Annotated in this window: 19 protein-coding genes and 2 pseudogenes; 13 read left to right on the top strand and 8 right to left on the bottom strand. The window is 57.4% G+C overall.

Going from position 1 to position 21903, the window contains the following annotated elements; genetic code table 11:
• Positions 1-131 precede the first annotated feature (131 nt).
• The 4 genes from Q8O69_RS02730 to Q8O69_RS02715 all read left to right on the top strand — a co-directional run bounded on the left by Q8O69_RS02730 (position 132) and on the right by Q8O69_RS02715 (position 3306).
• Positions 132-815 carry a heavy metal response regulator transcription factor gene (locus tag Q8O69_RS02730; protein WP_090250649.1) on the top strand — a complete coding sequence of 228 codons (684 nt, stop codon included), beginning with the start codon at positions 132-134 and terminating at the stop codon, positions 813-815.
• Complete coding sequence (locus Q8O69_RS02725) at positions 812-2191, top strand: heavy metal sensor histidine kinase (protein WP_305589367.1); 1380 nt, start codon at positions 812-814, stop codon at positions 2189-2191. Before Q8O69_RS02730 ends, Q8O69_RS02725 begins: the two co-directional genes overlap by 4 nt.
• 7 nt (positions 2192-2198) lie before the next feature.
• Entirely contained in the window at positions 2199-2396 is a 198-nt protein-coding gene (locus tag Q8O69_RS02720) for a hypothetical protein (RefSeq protein ID WP_305589365.1), read from the top strand.
• Between the two features lie 604 nt (positions 2397-3000).
• Positions 3001-3306 carry a transposase gene (locus tag Q8O69_RS02715; protein WP_047302739.1) on the top strand — a complete coding sequence of 102 codons (306 nt, stop codon included), beginning with the start codon at positions 3001-3003 and terminating at the stop codon, positions 3304-3306.
• Between the two features lie 62 nt (positions 3307-3368).
• On the opposite strand, the pseudogene Q8O69_RS02710 reads toward Q8O69_RS02715, so the two are convergent.
• Positions 3369-3932, bottom strand: a pseudogene (locus Q8O69_RS02710) (IS30 family transposase); the annotation flags it as partial.
• Between the two features lie 325 nt (positions 3933-4257).
• On the opposite strand from Q8O69_RS02710, the gene Q8O69_RS02705 reads away from it, so the two are divergent.
• The 3 genes from Q8O69_RS02705 (at position 4258) to Q8O69_RS22040 (ending at position 9045) form a co-directional block, all read left to right on the top strand.
• A complete protein-coding gene (locus tag Q8O69_RS02705) occupies positions 4258-5823 on the top strand; it encodes a PAS domain-containing methyl-accepting chemotaxis protein (RefSeq protein ID WP_305589362.1) in 1566 nt (521 codons plus the stop codon).
• Positions 5824-5866: 43 nt separating this feature from the next.
• The gene (locus Q8O69_RS02700; RefSeq protein WP_305589361.1) at positions 5867-8731 is read left to right on the top strand and encodes an EAL domain-containing protein; all 2865 of its coding nucleotides are present in this window, start codon (positions 5867-5869) and stop codon (positions 8729-8731) included.
• Between the two features lie 137 nt (positions 8732-8868).
• On the top strand, positions 8869-9045 hold the full coding sequence (locus tag Q8O69_RS22040) for a diguanylate cyclase domain-containing protein (protein ID WP_078466174.1): 177 nt from the start codon (positions 8869-8871) through the stop codon (positions 9043-9045).
• A gap of 179 nt (positions 9046-9224) precedes the next feature.
• Here the strand turns inward: Q8O69_RS22040 and Q8O69_RS02695 are convergent, their stop codons facing one another.
• The 3 genes from Q8O69_RS02695 to Q8O69_RS22035 form a co-directional block, all read right to left on the bottom strand.
• Complete coding sequence (locus Q8O69_RS02695; protein WP_305589360.1) at positions 9225-10772, bottom strand: IS66 family transposase; 1548 nt, start codon at positions 10770-10772, stop codon at positions 9225-9227.
• 61 nt (positions 10773-10833) lie between these two features.
• A complete protein-coding gene (gene tnpB / locus Q8O69_RS02690; RefSeq protein ID WP_010562499.1) occupies positions 10834-11169 on the bottom strand; it encodes an IS66 family insertion sequence element accessory protein TnpB in 336 nt (111 codons plus the stop codon).
• On the bottom strand, positions 11166-11480 hold the full coding sequence (locus Q8O69_RS22035) for a transposase (RefSeq protein WP_170050705.1): 315 nt from the start codon (positions 11478-11480) through the stop codon (positions 11166-11168). The genes tnpB and Q8O69_RS22035 overlap by 4 nt, the downstream gene beginning before the upstream one ends.
• Before the next feature lie 95 nt (positions 11481-11575).
• On the opposite strand from Q8O69_RS22035, the pseudogene Q8O69_RS02685 reads away from it, so the two are divergent.
• Positions 11576-11830, top strand: a pseudogene (locus Q8O69_RS02685) (helix-turn-helix domain-containing protein); the annotation flags it as partial.
• Positions 11831-11959: 129 nt separating this feature from the next.
• Positions 11960-12334 carry a hypothetical protein gene (locus Q8O69_RS02680; RefSeq protein WP_305589358.1) on the top strand — a complete coding sequence of 125 codons (375 nt, stop codon included), beginning with the start codon at positions 11960-11962 and terminating at the stop codon, positions 12332-12334.
• Positions 12335-12969: 635 nt separating this feature from the next.
• On the opposite strand, the gene Q8O69_RS02675 is transcribed toward Q8O69_RS02680, so the two are convergent.
• The 3 genes from Q8O69_RS02675 to Q8O69_RS02665 form a co-directional block, all read right to left on the bottom strand.
• Positions 12970-14736 carry a GGDEF domain-containing phosphodiesterase gene (locus Q8O69_RS02675; RefSeq protein WP_305589357.1) on the bottom strand — a complete coding sequence of 589 codons (1767 nt, stop codon included), beginning with the start codon at positions 14734-14736 and terminating at the stop codon, positions 12970-12972.
• Positions 14708-16270: a PAS domain-containing methyl-accepting chemotaxis protein gene (locus tag Q8O69_RS02670; protein ID WP_198865544.1), complete on the bottom strand. Its 1563-nt coding sequence runs from the start codon at positions 16268-16270 to the stop codon at positions 14708-14710. The genes Q8O69_RS02675 and Q8O69_RS02670 overlap by 29 nt, the downstream gene beginning before the upstream one ends.
• A gap of 467 nt (positions 16271-16737) precedes the next feature.
• On the bottom strand, positions 16738-17757 hold the full coding sequence (locus Q8O69_RS02665) for a hypothetical protein (protein ID WP_138763660.1): 1020 nt from the start codon (positions 17755-17757) through the stop codon (positions 16738-16740).
• Positions 17758-17856: 99 nt separating this feature from the next.
• Between Q8O69_RS02665 and Q8O69_RS22030 the strand changes: the two genes are divergently transcribed.
• From Q8O69_RS22030 to Q8O69_RS02650, 4 genes are all read left to right on the top strand, one after another.
• Complete coding sequence (locus Q8O69_RS22030) at positions 17857-18039, top strand: helix-turn-helix domain-containing protein (RefSeq protein WP_371136036.1); 183 nt, start codon at positions 17857-17859, stop codon at positions 18037-18039.
• Between the two features lie 221 nt (positions 18040-18260).
• Complete coding sequence (gene istA, locus Q8O69_RS02660) at positions 18261-19820, top strand: IS21 family transposase (protein ID WP_124528274.1); 1560 nt, start codon at positions 18261-18263, stop codon at positions 19818-19820.
• On the top strand, positions 19814-20551 hold the full coding sequence (gene istB, locus Q8O69_RS02655) for an IS21-like element helper ATPase IstB (protein ID WP_110973478.1): 738 nt from the start codon (positions 19814-19816) through the stop codon (positions 20549-20551). The genes istA and istB overlap by 7 nt, the downstream gene beginning before the upstream one ends.
• A 433-nt stretch (positions 20552-20984) precedes the next feature.
• Complete coding sequence (locus Q8O69_RS02650; protein ID WP_305589352.1) at positions 20985-21479, top strand: sterol desaturase family protein; 495 nt, start codon at positions 20985-20987, stop codon at positions 21477-21479.
• A 68-nt stretch (positions 21480-21547) separates the two neighbouring features.
• Here the strand turns inward: Q8O69_RS02650 and Q8O69_RS02645 are convergent, their stop codons facing one another.
• Positions 21548-21754: an antitoxin Xre/MbcA/ParS toxin-binding domain-containing protein gene (locus Q8O69_RS02645; RefSeq protein WP_090250636.1), complete on the bottom strand. Its 207-nt coding sequence runs from the start codon at positions 21752-21754 to the stop codon at positions 21548-21550.
• Positions 21755-21903: the final 149 nt, after the last annotated feature.

Genomic DNA, 21903 nt, shown 5'->3' with positions numbered 1-21903 from the left:
CTCATGTCTGCACCCTAGACAAGGCACCCTGACAGAGAGCTGAGGCTAGGATTACATTTGCGTAAGCTTCTGGTTGGGAGGGGGATTTGACTGCACACTCAGGCCACTCAAAATTTGGGAACACAGCCCGCATGAAACTTCTGGTCGCTGAAGACGAACCAAAAACAGGCATTTACCTGCAACAGGGTCTCACTGAGGCTGGATTCAACGTCGACCGCGTTATGACGGGAACGGATGCGCTTCAGCATGCACTGAGCGAAGCCTATGACCTGCTGATTTTGGACGTAATGATGCCGGGTCTGGATGGCTGGGAAGTGCTACGGATGATTCGGGCCGCAGGGAAGGATGTCCCGGTGTTATTTCTGACGGCACGTGACGGTGTTGAGGATCGTGTGAAAGGTCTAGAGCTGGGGGCGGACGATTACCTAGTCAAGCCATTCGCCTTCTCTGAGCTGTTAGCCCGCGTCAGGACATTGCTCCGCCGCGGTAATAGTTCGCCCACGCAGACCACCATGAAAATAGCCGACCTTGAAGTTGATCTGCTGAAGCGACGTGCCGTACGCAGTGGCAAGCGAATTGACCTGACGGCGAAGGAGTTCGCGTTGCTCGAACTACTGCTGCGTCGGCGCGGCGAAGTCCTTCCGAAATCGTTGATAGCTTCCCAGGTCTGGGACATGAATTTCGACAGCGATACCAATGTTATCGAAGTCGCTGTTCGGCGCTTGCGGGCGAAAATTGACGATGAATTCGAGCTGAAACTGATTCATACCGCCCGCGGCATGGGTTACATGCTTGATGCTCCGGAGTCGGAATGAAGCACCTGTCACTGACCGCGCGCATGAGCTTGATGTTCATGCTTGCGGTGATTGCAGTCCTCACAGTGGCGGGCCTGAGCTTTAATGAGCTCAGTCGACATCACTTCATGATGCTCGACCAACAGACACTGGATGAGAAGCTCGAATCAACTCAGCAGATTCTGAGTAATACACGGAGCCATGCAGACCTTGAAGGAGTGTTGCCTCAGCTGAAAGTGCTGTTAGGAGCTCACCACGACCTGGCTGCAGTCATCCTTGCAAACGACGGCACCGTACTTTTTGCCGAGCCACAAGCGTTCAATGTTCCCGAAAAGTACCGCCTCAACCCTGATCACGGTATGTGGGAGTGGGAGGAGAACGGGCACATGTACAGGGGTATGACTGCGCAGGTTTCGACCCCTGATCAGCCCGCGTTCCTTACGGCCCTATTGATCCTTGACGTGACCAATCATGTGCATTTCTTTGAAACGCTGCAGCGGTGGTTCTGGCTTGGCTTGGTCATTAGCGCACTGGTCAGCGCTGCGTTGGGCTGGGTTGTGGCGCGTAGTGGGTTGAGACCTCTGCGGCAGGTGACCTTCGTTGCTACGTCAATGTCGGCGAGGTCACTGAAAGAACGTATCCCCCTTGAGCCCGTCCCCCTTGAGCTTCAGCAGTTGGTTACTTCGTTTAATGCGATGCTTGCCAGGCTCGACGACGCATTTGTTCGACTCTCAAATTTCTCTGCCGATATCGCTCATGAGTTACGCACACCTCTCAGCAACCTGATGACGCACACCGAGGTGGTACTCACCCAAAAACGCAACCTCGAAGCCTATGAAGAGAACCTCTACTCGAATTTAGAGGATCTGAAACGCATGTCGCGCATGATCGATGACATGCTGTTCCTGGCTAAATCGGACAACGGCTTGATCATTCCCGAGCAGACGCGCATTGAGTTCAGCGAGGTAGTCACCAAGCTGTTTGAGTACTACCACCTAATAGCTGATGAGCATGGCATCCAGTTGGTTGTGACCGGTTCAGGCAGCGTGCTGGGTGACAAGCTGATGCTGGATCGGGCGATCTCGAATCTGTTGTCGAATGCACTGCGCTATACACCTGCAGGGAAAACGATCTCGGTAACGATAAAGTCGACTGCAAGTGCTATCACGCTCATCGTCGAGAACCCAGGCGAAACCATCAAGCCGGAGCACCTGGATAAACTGTTCGACCGTTTCTATCGAGTAGACCCGGCTCGCCGTGAAGGCAGTCCGAGTAATGCCGGGCTTGGCTTGGCCATTACTCGATCAATCGTTGAGTCCCATAAAGGAAAGATCTGGTGCACCTCCTGCAATGGCATCACCGCCTTCCACATGGAATTTCCCCAACAACCATCATAGGGTCGTCATGACCAAAGACGAGTTAAGAGCGGAGCTTGAGCGACAAGCACAAAGCTTTGTCACTATCACAGGCGGTGAAATTGTGTTGTACGCCGCGCAGCGCAAGCCTGACCGCCAGCCTTGGCGCAAGAAGCCGAGCCTGCTCGATGAGGCTTTTCAGGCCGAAATTCACAAAATCGAACATCAGCACGACACAAAGGCCTGAGGCTCTTAAATGGTCATTCCCGAGGGTGTCTGCTGGCGTGGAAAAGCCTGGGTATCGCCAGGGCTGGGGATATTCTTGGGGCGCGCCGGCAGTCATGATCGGCACAGCCATATGGCGCACCAAGTGACCATTGGCCTTAGCGGTCAAGTGACGGTGCGAGGGCCGAGTCAGGCGCTTAGTGCACCGGCCATCTGCATAAAGGCCGGCACACTGCATCAGATTGAAGGCACTGAAGTGCTTTCGATATACCTTGATGCGCTGTCGGAAGAGGCTCGTGCTATGAGCTGTATATCGGCCGCCCAGTTGGTCTCGATCTCTGTCGGCAATACGTTTGCCATCGAGCAGCTACTAGAAACGCCGGAGGTATCTGCTCATCTAGTTCGTGAGGAGGTTAGGCGACTGCTGGGCCTGAAAACACCGCAGGGAGCTGATCCGCGTATGCGGGCAGTGCTTCAGGCGCTGGAGGAGCGACACGATGATCGGATACGACTGGCCGAGCTTGGTATCCGTCCGGCCAACACACCTTCCTGGCCCCGACGCCAAAGGCGATGGTGTCCACCTGATTTAAGTGGACACCATTTCTAGCCTTTTAAGCGGGTCTTTCATGCAGCCACAACGCCGTTCCTACTCCAAATCATTCAAGGCCCAGATTATTCAAGAGTGCGCCCAGCCCGGGGCCTCGATTGCCAGCGTTGCGCTGAGCCACAGCCTCAACGCAAACCTCGTCCATAAATGGATCCGAGTGCACACGCAGAAAGCCATGGCGCTGCAACCTGCTTTCATTCCTCTGTCCTTGCAGGCTATTGGGACAAAGTCGGATTCCGCGTCATCGACTATCTGTCTGGAAATCCCACACCCGAGCGGTACCATCAAAGTGAACTGGCCGACCGAAAGCGCCGCTGCCTGGTAGCCGACCGCGCAACACGGTGCAATATCACCATATCTACCAGGAACTGCTCTCTGTGGGTCGGCGCTGGCGCGCACCACCAACGTGCCTACAGACGAGGCGTTAGCCTTACCCTTGGTCAGGTCGCCTCCCAATACCCCGGCATCAGCCGGTCTTCGATCTCCGGCGGACGCACATGAATGCTGACCATCTCAGGGATCAGGCCGCGCCGATCCACACCGCCATAGCGCGGTCTGCGCGTCGTCTTGCTTTGGCGCAGGCAGATGATAAGCTCCTTGCGCAGTTCACCGACCGGCAGGGCATAGATCGCGTTATAGATCGTCTTGCGACAGACGTAGGCCTCTCTGAGGTTGGGAGTCTTCATGCTGCGCATGCTTGCGGGCAATCTGATCGGGAGACAAACGCTCACGCAGCAGATGGGCCACCAACTCGAAGCGCTCGCTACCCAGCAACAGCTTTCGCATCGGTCGACAAACCTAGCGGCGGGCCTGCATCTGCTGCCGGGCCGCACGGGCCGAGTAACAACCGCAGGCATCTCGATTGCGGCGCAGCTCCCGGCTGATGGTCGAAGGGGATCGGGTGATCAAGCAGGTAATCCTACGCAGGCTGAAACCTTGGGCATGACCGATTTAAATGACGCGCTCTTCAACGCTGAGTTCGGAGTAAGACATAGGGGCAGCACCGTACCGGAAAGGCCAGGTGCTGCACTCAACTTTTGCCGCCGCAGGTCGACAACTGTTTGCCAGCCCTAATACCTATCAAGGGGGAGCACTCTTCGACAGTTGTGACTAGCAGGCTGTTCACCTGTCTTTTAGCCCCCCCTCTATGGGGGGAGCATCAAGAGGGGTGCCTGCTAATGTGAAAAAGTTTGACTAAACGATCAGCTTACAGAGCCGACTAGACCCACTGCCTCCCAGGCTATCGATGTGCCTATCATTCAGGTGAGCCCTCCCCATGCGAATCAATCAACCACTCAGCGGCCGCGAACGCAGTTTCCCAGCAGAACAGCACCTCATTTCCGCCACCGATACCCGCGGGATCATCACGTACTGCAACGACGAGTTCGCCGAGATCAGCGGATTTACCCGCGAGGAATTGGTCGGCAGCCCGCACAACCTAGTGCGTCACCCGGATATGCCGCCTGCCGTGTTCGCTCATATGTGGGACTACCTAAAATCCGGACGCAGCTGGATGGGCATCGTCAAGAACCGCTGCAAGAACGGCGATCACTATTGGGTCAGCGCCTATGTCACGCCCATCCAGGAAAGCGGCCGGGTCGTAGGCTACGAGTCGGTGCGCAGCAAACCCAACAGCGATCAGGTGCGCCGTGCCGAAGCGCTCTACGCGCGCCTGAACCAGGGGCGCCCGGCCATCGGCCGTGGCGAGGCATTCGCGCAACTGGCACGCTTCTTCGTGCTGCCGCTGCTCGGTGTAGTGAGCGGCGCGGCGCTCTGGAGCCTGGAATTGCCCGGCACGGCGTTGCTGCTGACCTTGGTCCTGCTTGGGCTGCAGGGTTTTGCCAGCCTGCACAACTCCAGCCAGCTGCTCGGCCGGGCTCGTGCAGTAGCGCCAAAAACATTCGACAGCCCGCTGGTGGCCCGCACCTACAGCGATGCCTCCGGGCCACTGGCGCTGCTGCACCTGGCACTGATCAGCGAGGATGCACGGATTCGCACGGCGCTTTGCCGCCTGGGAGATTTCGCCGACCAGACCGCCGCCCTGGCCAAGGAAAACGGCCGCCTCAACGAGCAGGCCGAACGTGCCCTGCAGGCCCAGCGCAATGAAGCTGACCAGGCCGCCACGGCGATGCACGAGATGGCCGCGTCGATCAATCAGGTCTCCAGCCACGTCCAGCAAACCGCTCAGGAAGCACGTCAGGCCAGTGAACTGGCTATGGCCGGCGCCCAGCAGTCGCAGCAAAGCCGCCAGGTCATCGAGCAACTGGCGCAGACTGTCGATGGCATCGGCCAATCGGTGCAGTCACTGGCCGATGAAACCGCTTCCATCCAGCAAGCCGCCAGCATGATCCACGCGATTGCCGAGCAGACCAACCTGCTGGCCCTGAATGCCGCCATCGAAGCAGCCCGCGCCGGTGAGCAGGGCCGTGGCTTTGCCGTAGTGGCCGACGAAGTGCGCGCCCTGGCCTCCAAGACCCGCCAGTCTACCGACGTCATCCAGGGCATCATCACGGGCCTGCATAAGGAAACCGAACGTGCCTTGAGCGTCGCTCGCGCCGGCAGCGAGGAAGCGCGTAACGGCGTGGCGCGGGTAGCGCAAACCGAACAATCGCTGCAAGGCATCAGCCAGACCGTCGACAATATCCACCAGATGGCCGAGCAAATGGCCGCTGCTGCCGAACAGCAGAGCCTGGTCGCCGAGGATATTGCCCGGCAGATCAACTCGATTTCCCAGGCCACCAACGACAATGCCGAAGTCACCGGCAATAGCGCGCGCCTAGGCAGCCAGCTACAGTCCACTGCAGGCTCCCTGCACGCGCTGGTCGAGCGTTTCAACAGTTAATAATCCTGCACAACGGGCGCTAGCAGCGCCCCCGGATAACGCCTTGCAGCCTCTCTATCTGAACCACCGCAGTCTGGCTCTGAGCACCTGCGCCCTGGCCTTGGTACTGATGGCCCTGGCCCTGAGCCTGCCTCCGATTGCCATCTTCACTGCCCGTCCGGCCGACTACCTCTCGGTGCATATCCTGCTGGAAATGTTCGCCATCAGCGTCTCGCTGATGATTGTGACTATTGCTTGGAATACCCCTGATCATGACGCCGAGCCCATAGCCCAGACCTTGGTCTTCGGCTTCGCCAGCGTGGCCGGCCTGGACATGTTGCATACCCTGTATTTCGCCGGCATGCCGGGGCTGGTGGTGGATGGCAGTACCAACACGGCGATCTTTTTCTGGCTCAGCAGCCGTGCGGTCGAGGTGGCCGTTCTCTGCCTGGCAGCCCTGTCGTTGCGCCTACCCGGCAGCCGCAATGCCTGGCTGATAGCAGGCATTGTCCTGGTCGCCGCCCTGTTCCTGATCGCCACTCAGCGCCCACAATGGCTGCCGCTGAGCTATATCCCCGGCAGCGGCCTGACGCCACTGAAGAACACCTGCGAACTCATCCTGTGCGTCGCCAACCTGGGCCTGGCCCTGTGGTTCTTCCTGCGTAGCCGCAAGACTCAGAGCAGCCGCGATCTATGGCTGGGCGCGGCCTGTTTCATTACCGCGATGGGCGGCCTGGCGTTTACCCAATACCGAACGACTTCGGAATTCATCAACCTGTTCGGCCACATCTATAAGGTGGCCGCCTACTGCTTCTTCTACCTGGCTGCCTTCCAGATTGCCGTGCGCAAACCCTATCGTTTGCTGGAAGTGCGTGAGCAGCGCATTCGCGAACAGGAAACCGAACTGCACAACCTGCTGAGCAACCTGCCGGTTGGCATCGCCCGCCTGGATGAGCACCTGCACCTGCGCTATGCCAACCCGACGCTAATCCGCAGCCAGGATCGCCATCCGGAAAACTTGATCGGTGAAACCATCAGCGACCTGCTACTCAGCGACGTCGCTGAGCAGATCAAACCGCATCTGTTTAAAGCCCTGGAAGGCGTGCGCAGTGACCTGGATCTGGAATACGTCCGCCCGGACGGCAACAGCGCCTATGCCTCCTGCCTGGTGGTGCCGGAACGCCAGGTCAGCGGCCGCGAAGCCGGGGTGCTGGCGATTTTCACCGACACCAGCGAACGCGAGCACAATCGCCGACAGTTGATTGACTCACTGCGTGAAATCGCCGAGATCAAGGCCGCCCTGGATGCCCACGCCATCGTCGCCATCACCGATGCCCGCGGAGTAATCACCCAGGTTAACGACAAGTTCTGCGCCATCTCCCAGTACGCCCGCAGCGAGCTGGTCGGCCGCACCCACAAAATGATCAACTCCGGCCATCATCCACGCGAATTCTTCCAGGACCTGTGGCGCACCATCAGCCATGGCGAGGTGTGGAGTGGCGAGGTGTGCAACCGCGCCAAGGACGGCTCGCTGTACTGGGTGCAGAGCACCATCATGCCCTTCATCGGCAAGGATGGCCTGCCCGAGCAGTACATCGCCATCCGCGCCGACATCACCAAGCGCAAGCGCATCGAAGAAGCCGCCCAGCGCATGGCCCTGCACGACGCCCTCACCGGCCTGGCCAACCGCCGCCTGATGAGCGAACGCCTGATCCGCGCCCTGCACAACAGCCAACGGCATAATCAGCACGGCGCCCTGTTGCTGATGGACCTGGACCACTTCAAGGAAATCAACGACACCCTCGGCCACCCGATCGGCGACCAGCTGCTCAAGGAAGTGGCCGTGCGCCTGCAGGGCACCCTGCGCCAGAGCGACACGGTGGCGCGCCTGGGTGGCGACGAGTTCGTGGTGATCATCGAAGAGCTGGGCAACAGCCAGGAAAGCGCCATGCACCATGCCAGCGATACTGGCGAGAAGATCCGCCAGGTGCTGTCCGCGCCCTATCAGCTCCACGAGCATATGGCGCAGATCACTCCGAGCATTGGTGTGGTGTTGTTCGATGGCACGCTGCAGAACGCCGACGAACTGATCAAGCAGGCCGACATGGCGCTGTACAAGGCCAAGGATGCCGGGCGCGACCAGCTGTGCTTCTTCGATAACGCCCTGCAGAGCGAGATCAACCATCGCACCCAGTTGCAGCGTGACCTGCGCCTGGCCCTGGAGCAGGATGAGCTGCGCCTGTTCTACCAACCGGTGGTCGACGCCGAGCAGCAAATCCTCGGCTTTGAGGCCCTGCTGCGTTGGCAAAACCCGCAGCGCGGCCTGGTATCCCCGGCGCAGTTCATCCCCCTGGCCGAGGCAAGCGGCCTGATCATCCCTATCGGCCAGTGGGTGCTAGACACAGCCTGCCGCCAGCTGGCCGAGTGGCAGCACGACCCCATGCGCCAGGCCTGGACCATTGCCGTGAATATCAGCGCGCGCCAGCTCAGCCAGCCCGATTTCGTCCAGCAGGTGCTACAAGTGCTGGCCAGCAGCGGCGCACCGGCCAACCGCCTGCGCCTGGAAATCACCGAATCCATGTTGCAACACGACCTGACGGTCACCATCGGCAAGATGCAGGCACTGCGCCAGATCGGTGTGCGCTTTTCACTGGACGACTTCGGCACCGGCTATTCGTCCATGAGCTATCTCAAGCACATGCCGCTGGATCAATTGAAGATCGACAAGTCCTTCGTCGACGAAATCCTGACCGACAGCACCGACAGCGCCATCGCCCGTACCGTAGTCACCCTGGCGGAAAACCTCGGTCTGGAGGTTGTAGCCGAAGGCGTGGAGCAGCGCGAACAACTGGAGTTGCTGATTGCTATCGGCTGCCGAGCGTTCCAAGGTTACCTGTTTGGTAAGCCGGAACCGATCACCCGAACATAAGGGGAAATTAGCGTGTAAGGCTGAGCTGAAAATGAAGTTGTCAGCGAAGGTTATAAAGCCGTCGCTGAATGAGATCGAACTCAGACTGGAGATCTGTTTTAGTCGCTCATTCGACAAGCGTCTGCGTGAGTTAGCCCGTGTCCAGGAGACCGTTCACGCACCCCATTGAAATCCTAGGGCACAGCCTAGTCGTGTCAGCCAGCCTGGGGGTCGCCATCGCGCCCAAAGATGGGCAATGCACGAACGATCTCATCATGCATGCAGATCTGGCCATGTACCGCGCCAATGAAAGCCTTCCGCGAATACTTCCGTAACTCTTTTTTGGCACAGCAGCTCGTCAGCACTAGGCGATAAATTGCCGGCGGCGAATCGCCATGACACAGAGAAGCAACCCGATGTTTGCTAACGCCGGACTTGGTGAGCACCATGAGCGCCATCAACGGTCGCTGGGGGCGCGGAACTGTAAGCGTCTGCCGAACTCACCTTGCGTAATTCAGGCGGGTGCCCATTGATGCGGCAGTAGTTGGCCAATCTCGCTGGCCCGCTGTGTCGGCAGCCGCATCAGCACATCCTTCAGGTAGGCGTACGGATCATGCCCATTCATCCGCGCCGACTGGATCAGGCTCATGATCGCCGCCGCCCGTTTGCCGCTGCGCAGCGACCCGGCAAACAGCCAGTTCGAGCGTCCAAGGGCCCATGGTCGAATCTGGTTCTCGACCTGATTGTTGTCGATAGGCACGGCGCCGTCGTCCAGATAGCGCGTCAGCGCTAACCAGCGTTTTAGGCTGTAATCCAGGGCTTTTGCCGTGGCTGATCCGTTGGGCACCCGATCACGCTGGGCCAGCATCCAGTTATGCAGCGCATCGAGGATTGGTGAAGACTTTTCCTGCCGTATTCGCCAGCGTTCTTCATCGCTCATGTGCCGTGCTTGCCGCTCGATTTCATACAGCCCGGCAATGGAGTGCAGCGCCTGTTCGGCTAACTGGCTTTTGTTCGCTGCGTGCAGATCGAAAAATTTGCGGCGGGCGTGGGCCATGCAGCCAATTTCGGTGATGCCCTGCTCGAAGCTGGCCTTGTAGCCGGCGAAGTCGTCGCAGACCAGCTTGCCACTCCACTGACCCAGAAAATTGCGCGCATGCTCACCAGCCCGGCTGGGGCTGAAGTCATACACCACGGCCTTCAGGTCGGCGAAGGGTGTGGTGCAGTATGCCCAGACGTAAGCCCGGTGGGTTTTCTTCTCGCCAGGGGCCAGCATTTGCACCGGGGTTTCGTCAGCGTGGGTCACGCGTTGGGCCAGCACGGCTTCGCGCAGGGCATCGACCAGCGGCTGGAGCTGCACGCCGGTTTGTCCGACCCACTGCGCCAGTGTCGAGCGAGCGATGGCCAGGCCGGCACGGGCAAAGATTTTCTCCTGCCGGTACAGCGGCAGGTGGTCGGCGAATTTGGCCACCATCACGTGAGCCAGGAGGCCAGCGGTGGGGATGCCCTTGTCGATCACCTGGGCCGGCACAGGGGCCTGGATCAGGGTTTCGCACTGGCGACAGGCCCATTTGCCACGCACGTGCTGCTCAACGGTGAACACGCCCGGCGTGTAATCCAGCTTTTCGCTGACGTCTTCACCGATGCGTTGCAGCTGGCAGCCGCAGGCGCACTGGGTGTTCTCCGGCTCGTGACGAATCACGGTTCGCGGAAATTGCGCGGGCAGCGCTGTGCGCTTGGGTTGTTGGCGCGGTTCGGCTGGAGCAACCGGAGGATTGACGGCTTTCAACTCCGCCTCGATGGCGGCGATGTCGGTGTCGAGCAGGTCATCCAGCAGGCTACCCTGGTCAGGGCTTAGTTGCTCGCTACGCTTGGCGAACTTGTGTCGCTTGAACCAGGCGATTTCATGGGTGAGCTGCTCGATGACGGTTTGATCGCGGTCGATCTTCTTGCCCATCGTTTCAACCGTCTTACCCAACGTGTCGACTTGCGACAGCAACTGCGCAGCGAGTGCGCGCAGTTGCTCAGGTGTCAGTTGGTCGAGATTGGGCGAGGAAGTCATGCCGCTGATTGTGCCAGAGCAGGCGATCAGCGCAGATAAAGCGATGGGCTAATGGCCGGCGCTACAGCACTGTGATCGCACCGGCTGCACCAACCCGCTGCCAAGGTAAACCGAGCACCAAAGCCTGAAGCTGCTCGGTGTCGAGTTCAACTTCCGAGCCGCGGTGGATGCCTGGCCAGTGAAACTTGCCCTGGTTCAATCGCCGCGCGGCCAGCCAGATCCCTACACCGTCATGCACCAACACTTTCATGCGGTTGGCGCGGCGGTTGGCGAACAGATAAGCACAGTGCGGCTTCGCCGCACCGAATACCTCCACTACACGGGCCAATGCGGTCTCGGTGCCGGCGCGCATGTCCATCGGCTCAGTGGCCAGCCAGATGCTATCGATGCGGATCACGGGGCAAGCCCCCGGACAAAGCGGGCGCAGCCGTCAGGATCGGACACTGGCCATTTCACTGTGACTGACTGCTCGCCAAGCGATAGCTCAATAATCACCGATGCTGTCGGCCGTTTGGGCGTAGCCCTCAATGGAACGAACGCCGACAACACCGCGGGTAGCTGATCTCGGTAAAGCGGTAGCCATTTTCGAATGACGTTGGCGTTGATGCCATGGCGGATGGCAACGCTGGAGACGGTCGCACCCGGTTGTAGGCATTCCTGAACGACCTGGACCTTGAACGGTTTGGGGTAAGAGCTTCGTTGGCGCATGGAAATCCTAACGTTAAGGACGATCGCGTCCGCTTAAAAATACGCGGACACCATCGCCCTTAATGCTGGAGTTCGGAAGGTGACTTGGCTGGACGCTTACCGAGCTTGTACATCTGTCGCCCACCCGGTTTTCTCATTGGTTCGTTGAGCAAACTGGTCTTCCACTGCGTAGCTATCGCAAGTGGAGCCGGCTGGTCGTGGCGCTACGGTTTGTGTCTATCGGCCACAATCTGACAGCCGCCGCCTATGCTGCTGGATTTGCCGATGCCGCCCATTTTTCACGCTCTTTTCGGGCGTTGTTTGGGCTCGATCCCTCTTCCGCACTCGGTCACGTGAAACTAACAAGCTGATATTCACTTCAACTGAGATGCTTCCGCCGATGCGGTTTGCGTATCTGCAGCCCAAGTGATCAGCTCCTTCGTTCAAGCGTATAGCGGCCGGACAGTTCAGAGTGAAACCTACTGCATGGAGGATTCACGATGGGCAGCACTTCGAGGTTTTTACTTCGCTGGTTTAGTTATCCAGCCATTTTCGGTGGCGTATCGGCCGGTATGGTCTGGCTGCTCTATCAAGGCATTCCTTACTGGCCGAGTACAGCCATATTAGCGGCCTTGGGAGTCGGCTGCGTAGCTGGCTTGGAGCGATTTCAGCCGTTTCGGCAGGACTGGCTAGACGATCATGACGATACCCTGACGGACCTGATTCACCTTGTAGTGAATTTGTCGGTCATCCAGTTCACTGCCACCGTACTATCGCGCTTGGGGGACCTAGTGCCTGCGGAACTGAGCGGGTTCCCCACCGAGCTGCCTCTTTGGTTACAACTGCTCATTGTTGCAGCCTGTGTATTCCAGTGATGCTGACACTCAGTTCCAGAGATTGTGGCCCATTCATGCTGGAGATTCTGACCATCCTTTCCAGTGATTGTGATCCACCGCGCTGATGGTTTTGACCGGCAAGAGTTGGGACGAATCGTACCTGTGCTGCACCCATGCAATCGCGCGCTCAGCGTGCTAGGCGGTGTTCTCATTTGATGCCGAAGGTGCCGCCAGTATCTCGCCGCTTTTTGTAGTTGGGATTTGTCGGTATTGGCTGCGTGATGATCACTGGCAATGAATCGAGGTGTTATTGATGGGCAAATTCAGTGACAGTGACTGGCGGCCAGAGATAGTTGAGGTCTTTGTCGAGACGGTGTTCTTCTGAATTGCCCGAATCGGCCCTCTCTGGCACGACACTCCAGAAGCCTATGACCGTTGGCACCGTATGTATGTGCGGTATAGCCGCTAGTAATGCAAAGGAGTGTGATTGGCCTGATTGAGAACGTTCCCTGTAAAGTTGCTCGTGGCCTGCTCATAACAAGGCCAAGCTTGTTATGAGCCTCTTCCCAGATACTCTTCAAGGGGCCGCCGATTAAGACTTCAAGGCGGGCGATCAATAGGATCATGTCCAGTGAGGCGTACTGGGGCCGGTGCAACGGCAAGTGTTTGCCCTGCTAACGCCGCTCCCGCAACCACTCAATTAGTTCAGGTAGTGGCATCGGCCTGGCAAACCAGAAACCTTGCCCCTGAGAGCATCCTGCCTCCCGCAGGAAGGCTAGCTGCTCCTCCGTTTCAACCCCCTCAGCCACCGTGCGCATGCTGAGTCCTTTGGCCATACCGAGAATGGCCTGCACGATAGCTTGATCGCTACGGCTTTCAAAAAGACCAGAAACGAACGATCGATCGATCTTCAGCTTGTCAAACCGCAACTTTTTCAAGCGGTTCAACGACGAAAAGCCGATGCCAAAATCATCCATTGCCAAACGGATACCGGCCTTATGCAGTTCATCCGAGGTCTGCAATACCTGGGCCGAAGAGTTCATTGCCACATCTTCGGTGATCTCAAGCTCCAAACGCTCAGCCGGCAGTCCAGTGCTGACAAGTAACTGATGAACCAGCGCGCAGAATCCGGCTTCACTGAACAACGGGGCACAGATGTTGACCGCTACCACCACATCCAGCAGGCCCGTTTCGATTAGCGTCATATTGTCTTTGCACGCCTGGCGAATGACCCAGCGTCCAATAGTCGGCATCAGGCCGTATTCCAGTGCTACAGGAATAAACTGATCAGGTGCCACCAGGCCATTAACGCCATCACGCCAACGCAGCAAGGCCTCCATGCCGCACGGCTGCAAGGTCTGCATATCGAACTGCAACTGGTAATGCAACTCGAACTGCTCTAGCGAAATGGCCTTGCGCAAGCGACTGAGCAGGCGATAGACCTGCTCGGATCGTTCACGTAACGCTTGATCGAATAGGCGAATACAGCCGCCTCCTTCCACCTTGGCCTGATACATGGCGATATCAGCTTCATTCATCACCTCATCGGCTGTCAGACCGTCATCGGGGTACAGGCTGATGCCGATACTTGCGCCAACACTCAGTGCCCGATTATCAATGACGAATGGCTCCTTCAGCGCCTCCATCAACCGTGCGGCGATGTGGGAGGCTGTTTCCCCTTTGGAATCTAGAATGATAGAGACGACGAACTCGTCTCCCCCCACCCGACCTAATAAGTCACTATCGCGCAAGGTTTTCTGAAAGCGCTCAGCTGTTAGCTTGAGCAAGCGGTCGCCAACCTGATGACCATGGTTGTCGTTGATCTGCTTGAAACCGTCCAGATCGATGAACAACACCGCAATTTTCCGCCCACTGGTCTGACAAGCCTCAATGGCTCTGGACAGCCCTTCAATAAACTCACGTCGATTGGCACACCCGGTAAGCCCGTCGTATTTGGCCAGAAAGGCAATGTGCTCGGTGAACTTGCGGCGCTCACTGATGTCGTGGCAGATGCCGACGAATAACTGCTGGCCATCCTGACTGAACTCACTGACGCTCAAATGCAGCGGAAAGCAGCTGCCTTCTTTGCGCTGGCCCGTGACCTCTCGGCCAATGCCGATGATCTTGCGCTCACCGCTGGAGCAATAGTTGTTTAAATAACTGTCGTGCTCCTGGGCATACGGTGCTGGCATCAGCATGGAGATGTTCTTGCCGAGCATCTCGTCCGAACTGAAGCCGAAAAGCGTTTGTGTAGACTGGTTAACCGCCTGGAGAATACCGCGTGCGTTGATGACCATGATGGCATCTACAGCGGCATTGAAAATGGCACCGGCAAGCGCTGACTCCAGGCCATCCCATGTATTCGGTTCCGCCCCGTCAGGCACCTGATTGTTCTCTCCCGGTTTTCTCATTTCAGTTACCGAAGCGCTCAACCAGTGCATGCATGGCATGTGATGTCTGTTTCAAGTCGTTGCCCACCTGCGCGGACTCTCCCGCCAGCTCGGCATTATGGTCAGAGGCTTGGGCAATGCGCGTGATCTGCCGGGAAATATCCTCGGCGACATGCGCCTGTTCTTCTGATGCCGCCGCCATCTGCTGGCCCATGTCATGGATCAAGTCAACGGCGCTACTGATTCCTTGCAGCGCCTCCTGGGTAGCGATCACCTGCTGCACACCGGCGGCGGCCTCTTGGGTGCCGGCCTGGGCTATCGTCACCGCGTTCTGCGCCCCCGCCAACAGTGTCTTGATGATGTCCTGAATAGCCTTGGTCGACTCCTGGGTCTTCGATGCCAAGGCTCGTACTTCATCTGCCACCACGGCAAAGCCCCGGCCCTGTTCACCGGCCCGTGCCGCCTCGATGGCCGCATTCAAGGCTAGCAAGTTGGTCTGCTCGGCAATTGCCCGAATCATGCCCGCCGCCTGTTCAATAGCTTGAGTGTCGCGCGCCAATGCCTCCACCGAATCGCTAATCCCGGACACCGTATGTGCCAAGTTCTCGATCACGTCGCGTGTCTTGCCAGCCTCGGCAGAGCCGTTACGAGCCAGTGTATTAGCCCGCTGCGCCTCATCTGCGGTGCGATGAACATGTGCTGATACCTCGGCAATCGAGGCCGCCATCTCATGCATGGCAGTTGCCGTCATATCGGCCTCGCTTCGCTGAGCCAGCAAAGAGGTTTCGGCGCTGCTGGTCAATTGACCGCTGCGTTGGGCCAGCTCTGAACTATGGTCGGCATAATCCTCAAGCCGGCTAAGTACGGTGCTAATTCGCGCGCGCTCACTGATCAACGCCATTTGTATTTGGGCGGGTTTACCAGCCAAGTCGGTATAGGTGCGAGCAATCAGTTCGCTATCGAAGGCCCCATGCACAGTATTTTGCAAACGCAAAAACAAATGCTCGGAAAGCCGATTTTGCCAAGCCTGTAATGCAAAAAACGCAATCACTGCGCAACCGCTGGCAATTGCCGGGGAAATGAGCAGAGACACTGCCAGCACGAGTAGGCTGGCAAGCAGAGGCATAGCCAGCACCCGCAAGAAACGCGAAGCTTTGCCTGCTGAATCGCTCCACGTTCCAGAGCGCATCCGTGCATACAAGGCAGAGGCCCTGCGCACTTGCTCGGCATCCGGTTTTACCCGTACTGACTCATACCCCGTCACCCGGCCGTTTTCGGTTATCGGCGTCACATAGGCGTTGACCCAATAGAAGTCACCGTTTTTGCAGCGATTCTTGACGATGCCCATCCAGGCCTTGCCGACCTTGAGGTGACTCCACATGTGCGCGAATACCGCTTCTGGCATATCCGGATGGCGCACGATATTGTGCGGGGCTCCCAGCAGCTGATTACGTTCGAAGCCACTGATGCTGACGAAGGCATCATTACAGTAGGTGATGGTGCCATGCGTATCCGTAGTCGTGATCAAGCGTTGAGTGGCGGTGAAATCACGCTCTCTCGTAGTCACAGGGCCATTGTTTTTCATCGAGTAAAGTCTCGAAACCAAAATTCAATGATAGCAAAAAGCCATCATACCAAAAAGCTATTTTAGCATCCCGGATGATTAGCTGAATCGGCAATTGGTCGTATATCTTTTGAGTGAAACCGGGCAGTTGCAGTCAGTTTTTGCGGTCGTCCCATACCATGCGTGAGCAGCATGCTGCCAGTAGCTTGCCTTGCTGAGCAACTTGCCAAAGTGGAGTACGCGCCCTCCGGAGCTTGACACCGCTGAGTGATTCGCTACGCCCGCTGACGGGGCGCCTTCAAACAGGCTTTGAGCTACGTACGATGTATTATCACGCTGCCTGACGCCCCTGCCACAGACTGATGCGCATCTGGCACAAATGCTCCACGAGCACGCCCGCGAACGCTTGACGATCCTGTCGTCGCGTACCTAGCTGGGGAAGGCGCTGCCCCGCTCAGTTGTAAGTTCATCTATCAGCCAGCAGCCTGCTAGCTCTGTGGATCAGCATATAAAGAAGCAGGTAACGACTCGCTCTCGAGCCGTATAGGACGCCCTGCTCCAGAGCGTTTTCCTCCCCATTGCCCTCGCACATCCGAGCGGCAGCGATGCCACCCCTCGGCCCGTATTAGCATCGGCCAGATCAGTAATGGATGCTCGTACAGATGCTGATTGATAAGTCGATAAATTTGATTGGCCTTGGGTGGCAGGCCATCAGGACAGTGCAATAGATCAACCAGCATGCTCACGGCATTCGTATCGTTGAGCTGCTGCTGTCGTTCCCCGAGCAACTGCCACAGCAACGGGCGACGCTCAGTCAGCCAAGTCACAATGCCCTGTTCGGGGAACAGCACCACGGGAGTAAAGAGCCCTTCATGGAACTCCGTCACTTCCCTGGTCAGGATGCGATTTACCGCCTTATCGAACCGCTCTCTTTGGCGAACGCCTGATTTGTAGCGGGCCGCCGCAGCTTTCGTTCCGACCTCATCCTGAAGCGGAACATTGGGGGAATGGTGTGCGCAGAGCTTTCTTCCTGGCAATGGCTGCCGCCAACACAGCGTGCAAAAGCTGAACGGATCAAGTCGCAGGCCATTTTCCAAGCGCAAATGGCTCTGCACGGAAATCTTCAGTTGAGTACACATGCTGAGGAAGTAGGTGACCTCAATGACAGTCGGGAACGTGTACTCCCTTGGCGGCCAAGTCGTGTAGTGATGGATAAGCTCCACTGCCTTCATTACTTCAAACAGCAGAGGGGTGTTGCTCTTGCCAACGCAACATCCCAGCTCGGCATAAATTCCCCAGATGCCATTCCAGGTCGCTATGCGCTGCCCATAAAGCACATGGCAATGCTCAGGTGGGATCAAGGGCTGTAGATACTGCCTGATCAGTCGCAGCGCGATTGCCGGCGTAACAGCGATGTCAGCAGCGTGCAGCCTGATTGCCCAGAGGGCAACCGCCACATCCTCGTATACGAAAGAATCGAGAAATTCATCGTTCAGGTAGAGAGGCAAATCAAGTGTCCAGCCTGGCTAGTAGCTAGGTATCCACCAACTGCCTAGCATGCGTTATCGGGATATTGCAGCTCAGGCAAGGGGATAACGGTGGATACGATGACACTCATGGAGGTGAGTCAGATTCTCAGAATTTCTGAACATACGGCTCGCAACCGATTGAGCATGGGCTTGCCGATGCAGCCTTCGTTTCGCGTCGGTCGCCGCCGCTTGTTCCTCAAGCAGGAGGTCGAACGGTGGCTGGCCGCGCAGGCTGGAGTATCCGGCAGCCACGACCACTAAAGCCCAGAAAACTACAGGACATCACGCTATCAATAAGGTCATGCGAGCAAGAAAAACTGTGGACGCAAAAAAGCCCGGAGCAGCAACTCCGAGCCTTTTTCTAGATGACATAAGCACCTTCAACGCTTGTGGATTCTCAGCGTCCTTCTATCGGCTGTCAAGGCCGAGGGGCAGGTACTGCCTGCCGTTAAGCGCCCTCCACAGGGCAAGAAGGAGTATGGATGAGAGTCAGGATTGAACCGCGCCTGCTGCGCGAAGCCGTGCGCCTGCACTATGGCACACGTTTATCGACACGCGAAATCGCTCATAGCACCGGGCTTTCGCGCAACAGCCTCAAGCGCTTGTGCCGGCACTTAGAAAACGTTGCCCTCGATGTGGGTCAGCTTGCTGAATGGAGCGACGAACAGCTTTATGAGCGCTTGGGTATCAAGCCATTCAACGGCTTCCGCCTGAAAGCCTGCCCCGACTGGAACTGGGTGCATTCTGAAATGCGTAATCCTTGCGTCACCCTGGAACTGCTCTGGCGTGAATGGCGGGCCACCGAGCCAGACGGCATCGCCTATTCGCAGTTTACGGCCAGCTATCGCAGCTTTCTGCAACAACAACCATTGGCAATGCGTCAGCTTCATCTGCCTGGCGACAAGCTCTTTTTGGACTTTTCCGGCAAGACCATGCCGATCTATCTGGAAGGTCAATCGGAACCGCGCCTGGCACAAATCTTTGTTGGTGTGCTGGGTTACTCCAGCTACACCTTCGCCTGTGCCGTGTGGAGTCAACGGATTGAAGACTGGATGCACTGCCATGTGCAGGCCTTCAATTTCTTCGCAGGTGTACCCCGCCTACTGATTCCCGACAACCTCAAGGCGGCGGTGATCAAGCATGGCAAGGATGAAGTTCAGCTCAACCTGATCTACCAGCAACTGGCCCAGCATTACCAAGCCGTCATTCTGCCGGCGCGTCCGCGCAAACCCAAAGACAAGGGCAAGGTGGAAGCCGGAGTGAAACTGGTTCAGCGCTGGCTGCTGGCAGCTCTTCGTCACCGTCGGTTCTTCAGCTTGGCAGAACTCAATCAGGCCATCCTGGAATTGTTACCGGCATTCAATCAACGCCCCTTCAAGCGACAGCCCGGCTGTAGTCGGCACAGCCTGTTCGTTGAGGTGGAGCAGCCTGCGCTCCAGCCGTTGCCAATCCACGCCTATGAGCATGCCGACTGGCGCTTCAAGGTACGGGTGCGCAGTGACTACCTGGTGGAGTACGACAACCACCACTATTCAGTACCGAACCGATTAGTTCAGCAGCAAGTGGATGTCCGCGCTACTGGCGAGGTCGTGGAGGTTTTTCACAATCATCTGCGGGTCAGCAGTCATCCCCGACAGTATGTTTCCGGCATCAGCATGCAACCGGAGCACAGGCCGCCGAACCACCAGTATTACGCTGACAGTGAACCCGCCGCATTGCTCGCCTGGGGCGAGCGAGTCGGGCCAGCACTGCTGCGACACCTGCAATATCACCTGACCGAACGTACCGATGTGGCCAACGGGCACAAGGCTGCCAGCGCCTTGCGCAAAGAAGCTCGCTTGCATGGCGATGCCCGACTGGAGGAGGCCTGCGCCTATGCGCTGACCATCAAGACCTTCGCCCTGAAAAGCCTGCAATCCATTTTGCGCGAGCAACCCGACAAGCGCCCTGGCCTGAAAGCTTTACCCAGCTCGACACCGGCTCACGAAAACCTGCGTGGTGCCCATTACTTTGCTGATGAAAAGGAACGCTCGACATGCTGAACCAGCAGACCCAAAGCAAGCTCCAGCAACTGCAACTGTCCGGCATGGCCAAGGCCTACCGCGACCAGCTTGAACTGCCGCGCATGCAGGAACTGCCCTTCGATGATCGCCTGGGCCTGATGGTGGATCGTGAACTCAGCGAGCGCGAGAATCGCAAGCTATCTCGGCTGCTGAAACAGGCAAAGTTGCGCTATGCCGCACACTTGGAGGATGTTGACTACCGCAGCAGTCGAGGCCTGGATAAGCAAGTGATCGCCAGCCTGGCGGGCTGCACCTGGATCGGTCAGCAACAGAACCTGCTACTGACCGGTGCCACCGGCACAGGCAAGAGCTGGCTCGCCTGTGCATTCGGCAGCCAGGCCTGCCGGCAGGGCTACTCGGTGATCTATAAAAGCGCTTCGAAGCTCTATGAAGAGCTGCAAATCGCCATTGGCGACGGCTCCCTGCCCAAGTACCGAACGGCCTTGAGCAAAGTCCACCTGCTGATCCTCGATGACTTCGGGCTGGCACCGGTAGAACCCACTGTGGGGTATACCTTGCTGGATATTGTCGATCAACGCATGCAGACCGGCTCACTGATCATAACCAGTCAATTCCCTACGGAACACTGGCATAGCATGTTCAGCGACGCCACGCTGGCCGAGGCCATCCTGGATCGCATCGTCCACCGATCACACCGTATTGGGCTCAAGGGCGAGTCCTTGCGCAAGCAGGCTGTCAAGGCGCAGTGACCGATAGCGGAGGGGGCATTGTCCCCTTCGCTATTTTCGCGCCCGCGAAAATAGCCGAGTCAGTGAGCTGCATCTCAGGTGGAGTAAGCAGGCATGCACTACGGCTTCGTCGGCATCTCGAAAATGTCCCTTTAACCAAGCCTCCAAAGCGGAAATAACATCACTGATACGCACGACGAGCATAGCTTTGCGCTGCATTGTGTTCGCATGTGGTGTGCCCAGATCAGCATAGGCGTTTGAACTAATTTTCTCGACGTGCATTTGATGGAGTCAAGGCGGTTTGAAATTGCATCCATATTACCCTTGGCGGGTGGGCCAGAATCATCAGCGTAGTGGATCACAATCACTGGAAAGGATGGTCAGAACCTCCAGCGTAGGTGGGTCATAACCATTGGAATAAAGTGTCAGAACCAGCAGCGTCCACACAGCCATCTTGGACCTGAGTTTGTATGCCATGCACCGCCTCAGTCACCACATCCCTTGGCTGTGGTATTTACACGAGCCTCACCACAGTGCGGAGCGGCTCTACTGGGTGAACGGGGAGCGTCGGCATCCTCTCCATGCCGCAATCATGGCCGGCCCCGGATTGCTCGTACTTTTCGCGATGGGCACTCCATCAGAATTGGTGGCAACTTGGTTCGGGATACTGACCGTGCACTTGGCCTTCCAGCATTCCAATGTGGACTACTCGCTAGGATGGTTGCGGCGCATTATCGGCGTAGCTGAAACACATCGCTGGCATCACAAGCGTGACTTTGAGGACGCCCAAGTTAATTTCGGTGAGTTCCTGCTGGTTTGGGATCTGCTCTTCAAAACCTTCTACGACAGTGCCAATCAACCAGGTAGCAATGATGTCGGCCTGCGTGATCGGCGCTACCCCACCAGATATATAGATCAGTTGGCCGAACCATTCAGAGGTAAAGCTTAGAGTTGTTCGTGACAAGTAATGGAGGTAGTCATTCAAGCGCGCAATCGCGAGCCGTTGCCGTAGTTTTGTTAATGATAAACCCCATAATGCATACGATCTAATAGAGCTTTCACGTCTTCCGCACTATTTGGGCCGAAAATAAGATCGATCGGGCGAGCGCCATTTAGACCTAAAGCCGGCGTATTCATCCATGCCACGGCAATTTCGCTACTGCCAAGAACCTCTGTGGCCAGTGCAAGCAGTTCTTTGTACTGCGGATCACTGTAGTCAAACATAGATACCCTTAGGGATGGTCTGAAGTAGCCATGTATTTCCCCGGCATACCACCTAGCGCAACTTTTAAACTCGCCAAATGATCAAAAAACAATCAATTCGACGAGTATTTCTTACGTTTTCGCCACCCGGACCCCACTCCGGTGGCCAT

Source organism: Pseudomonas sp. (genome assembly GCF_030690725.1).
In the GTDB taxonomy this organism is placed as follows: Bacteria; Pseudomonadota; Gammaproteobacteria; order Pseudomonadales; family Pseudomonadaceae; genus Aquipseudomonas.
This window is presented reverse-complemented; position numbering and strand designations above follow the sequence as displayed.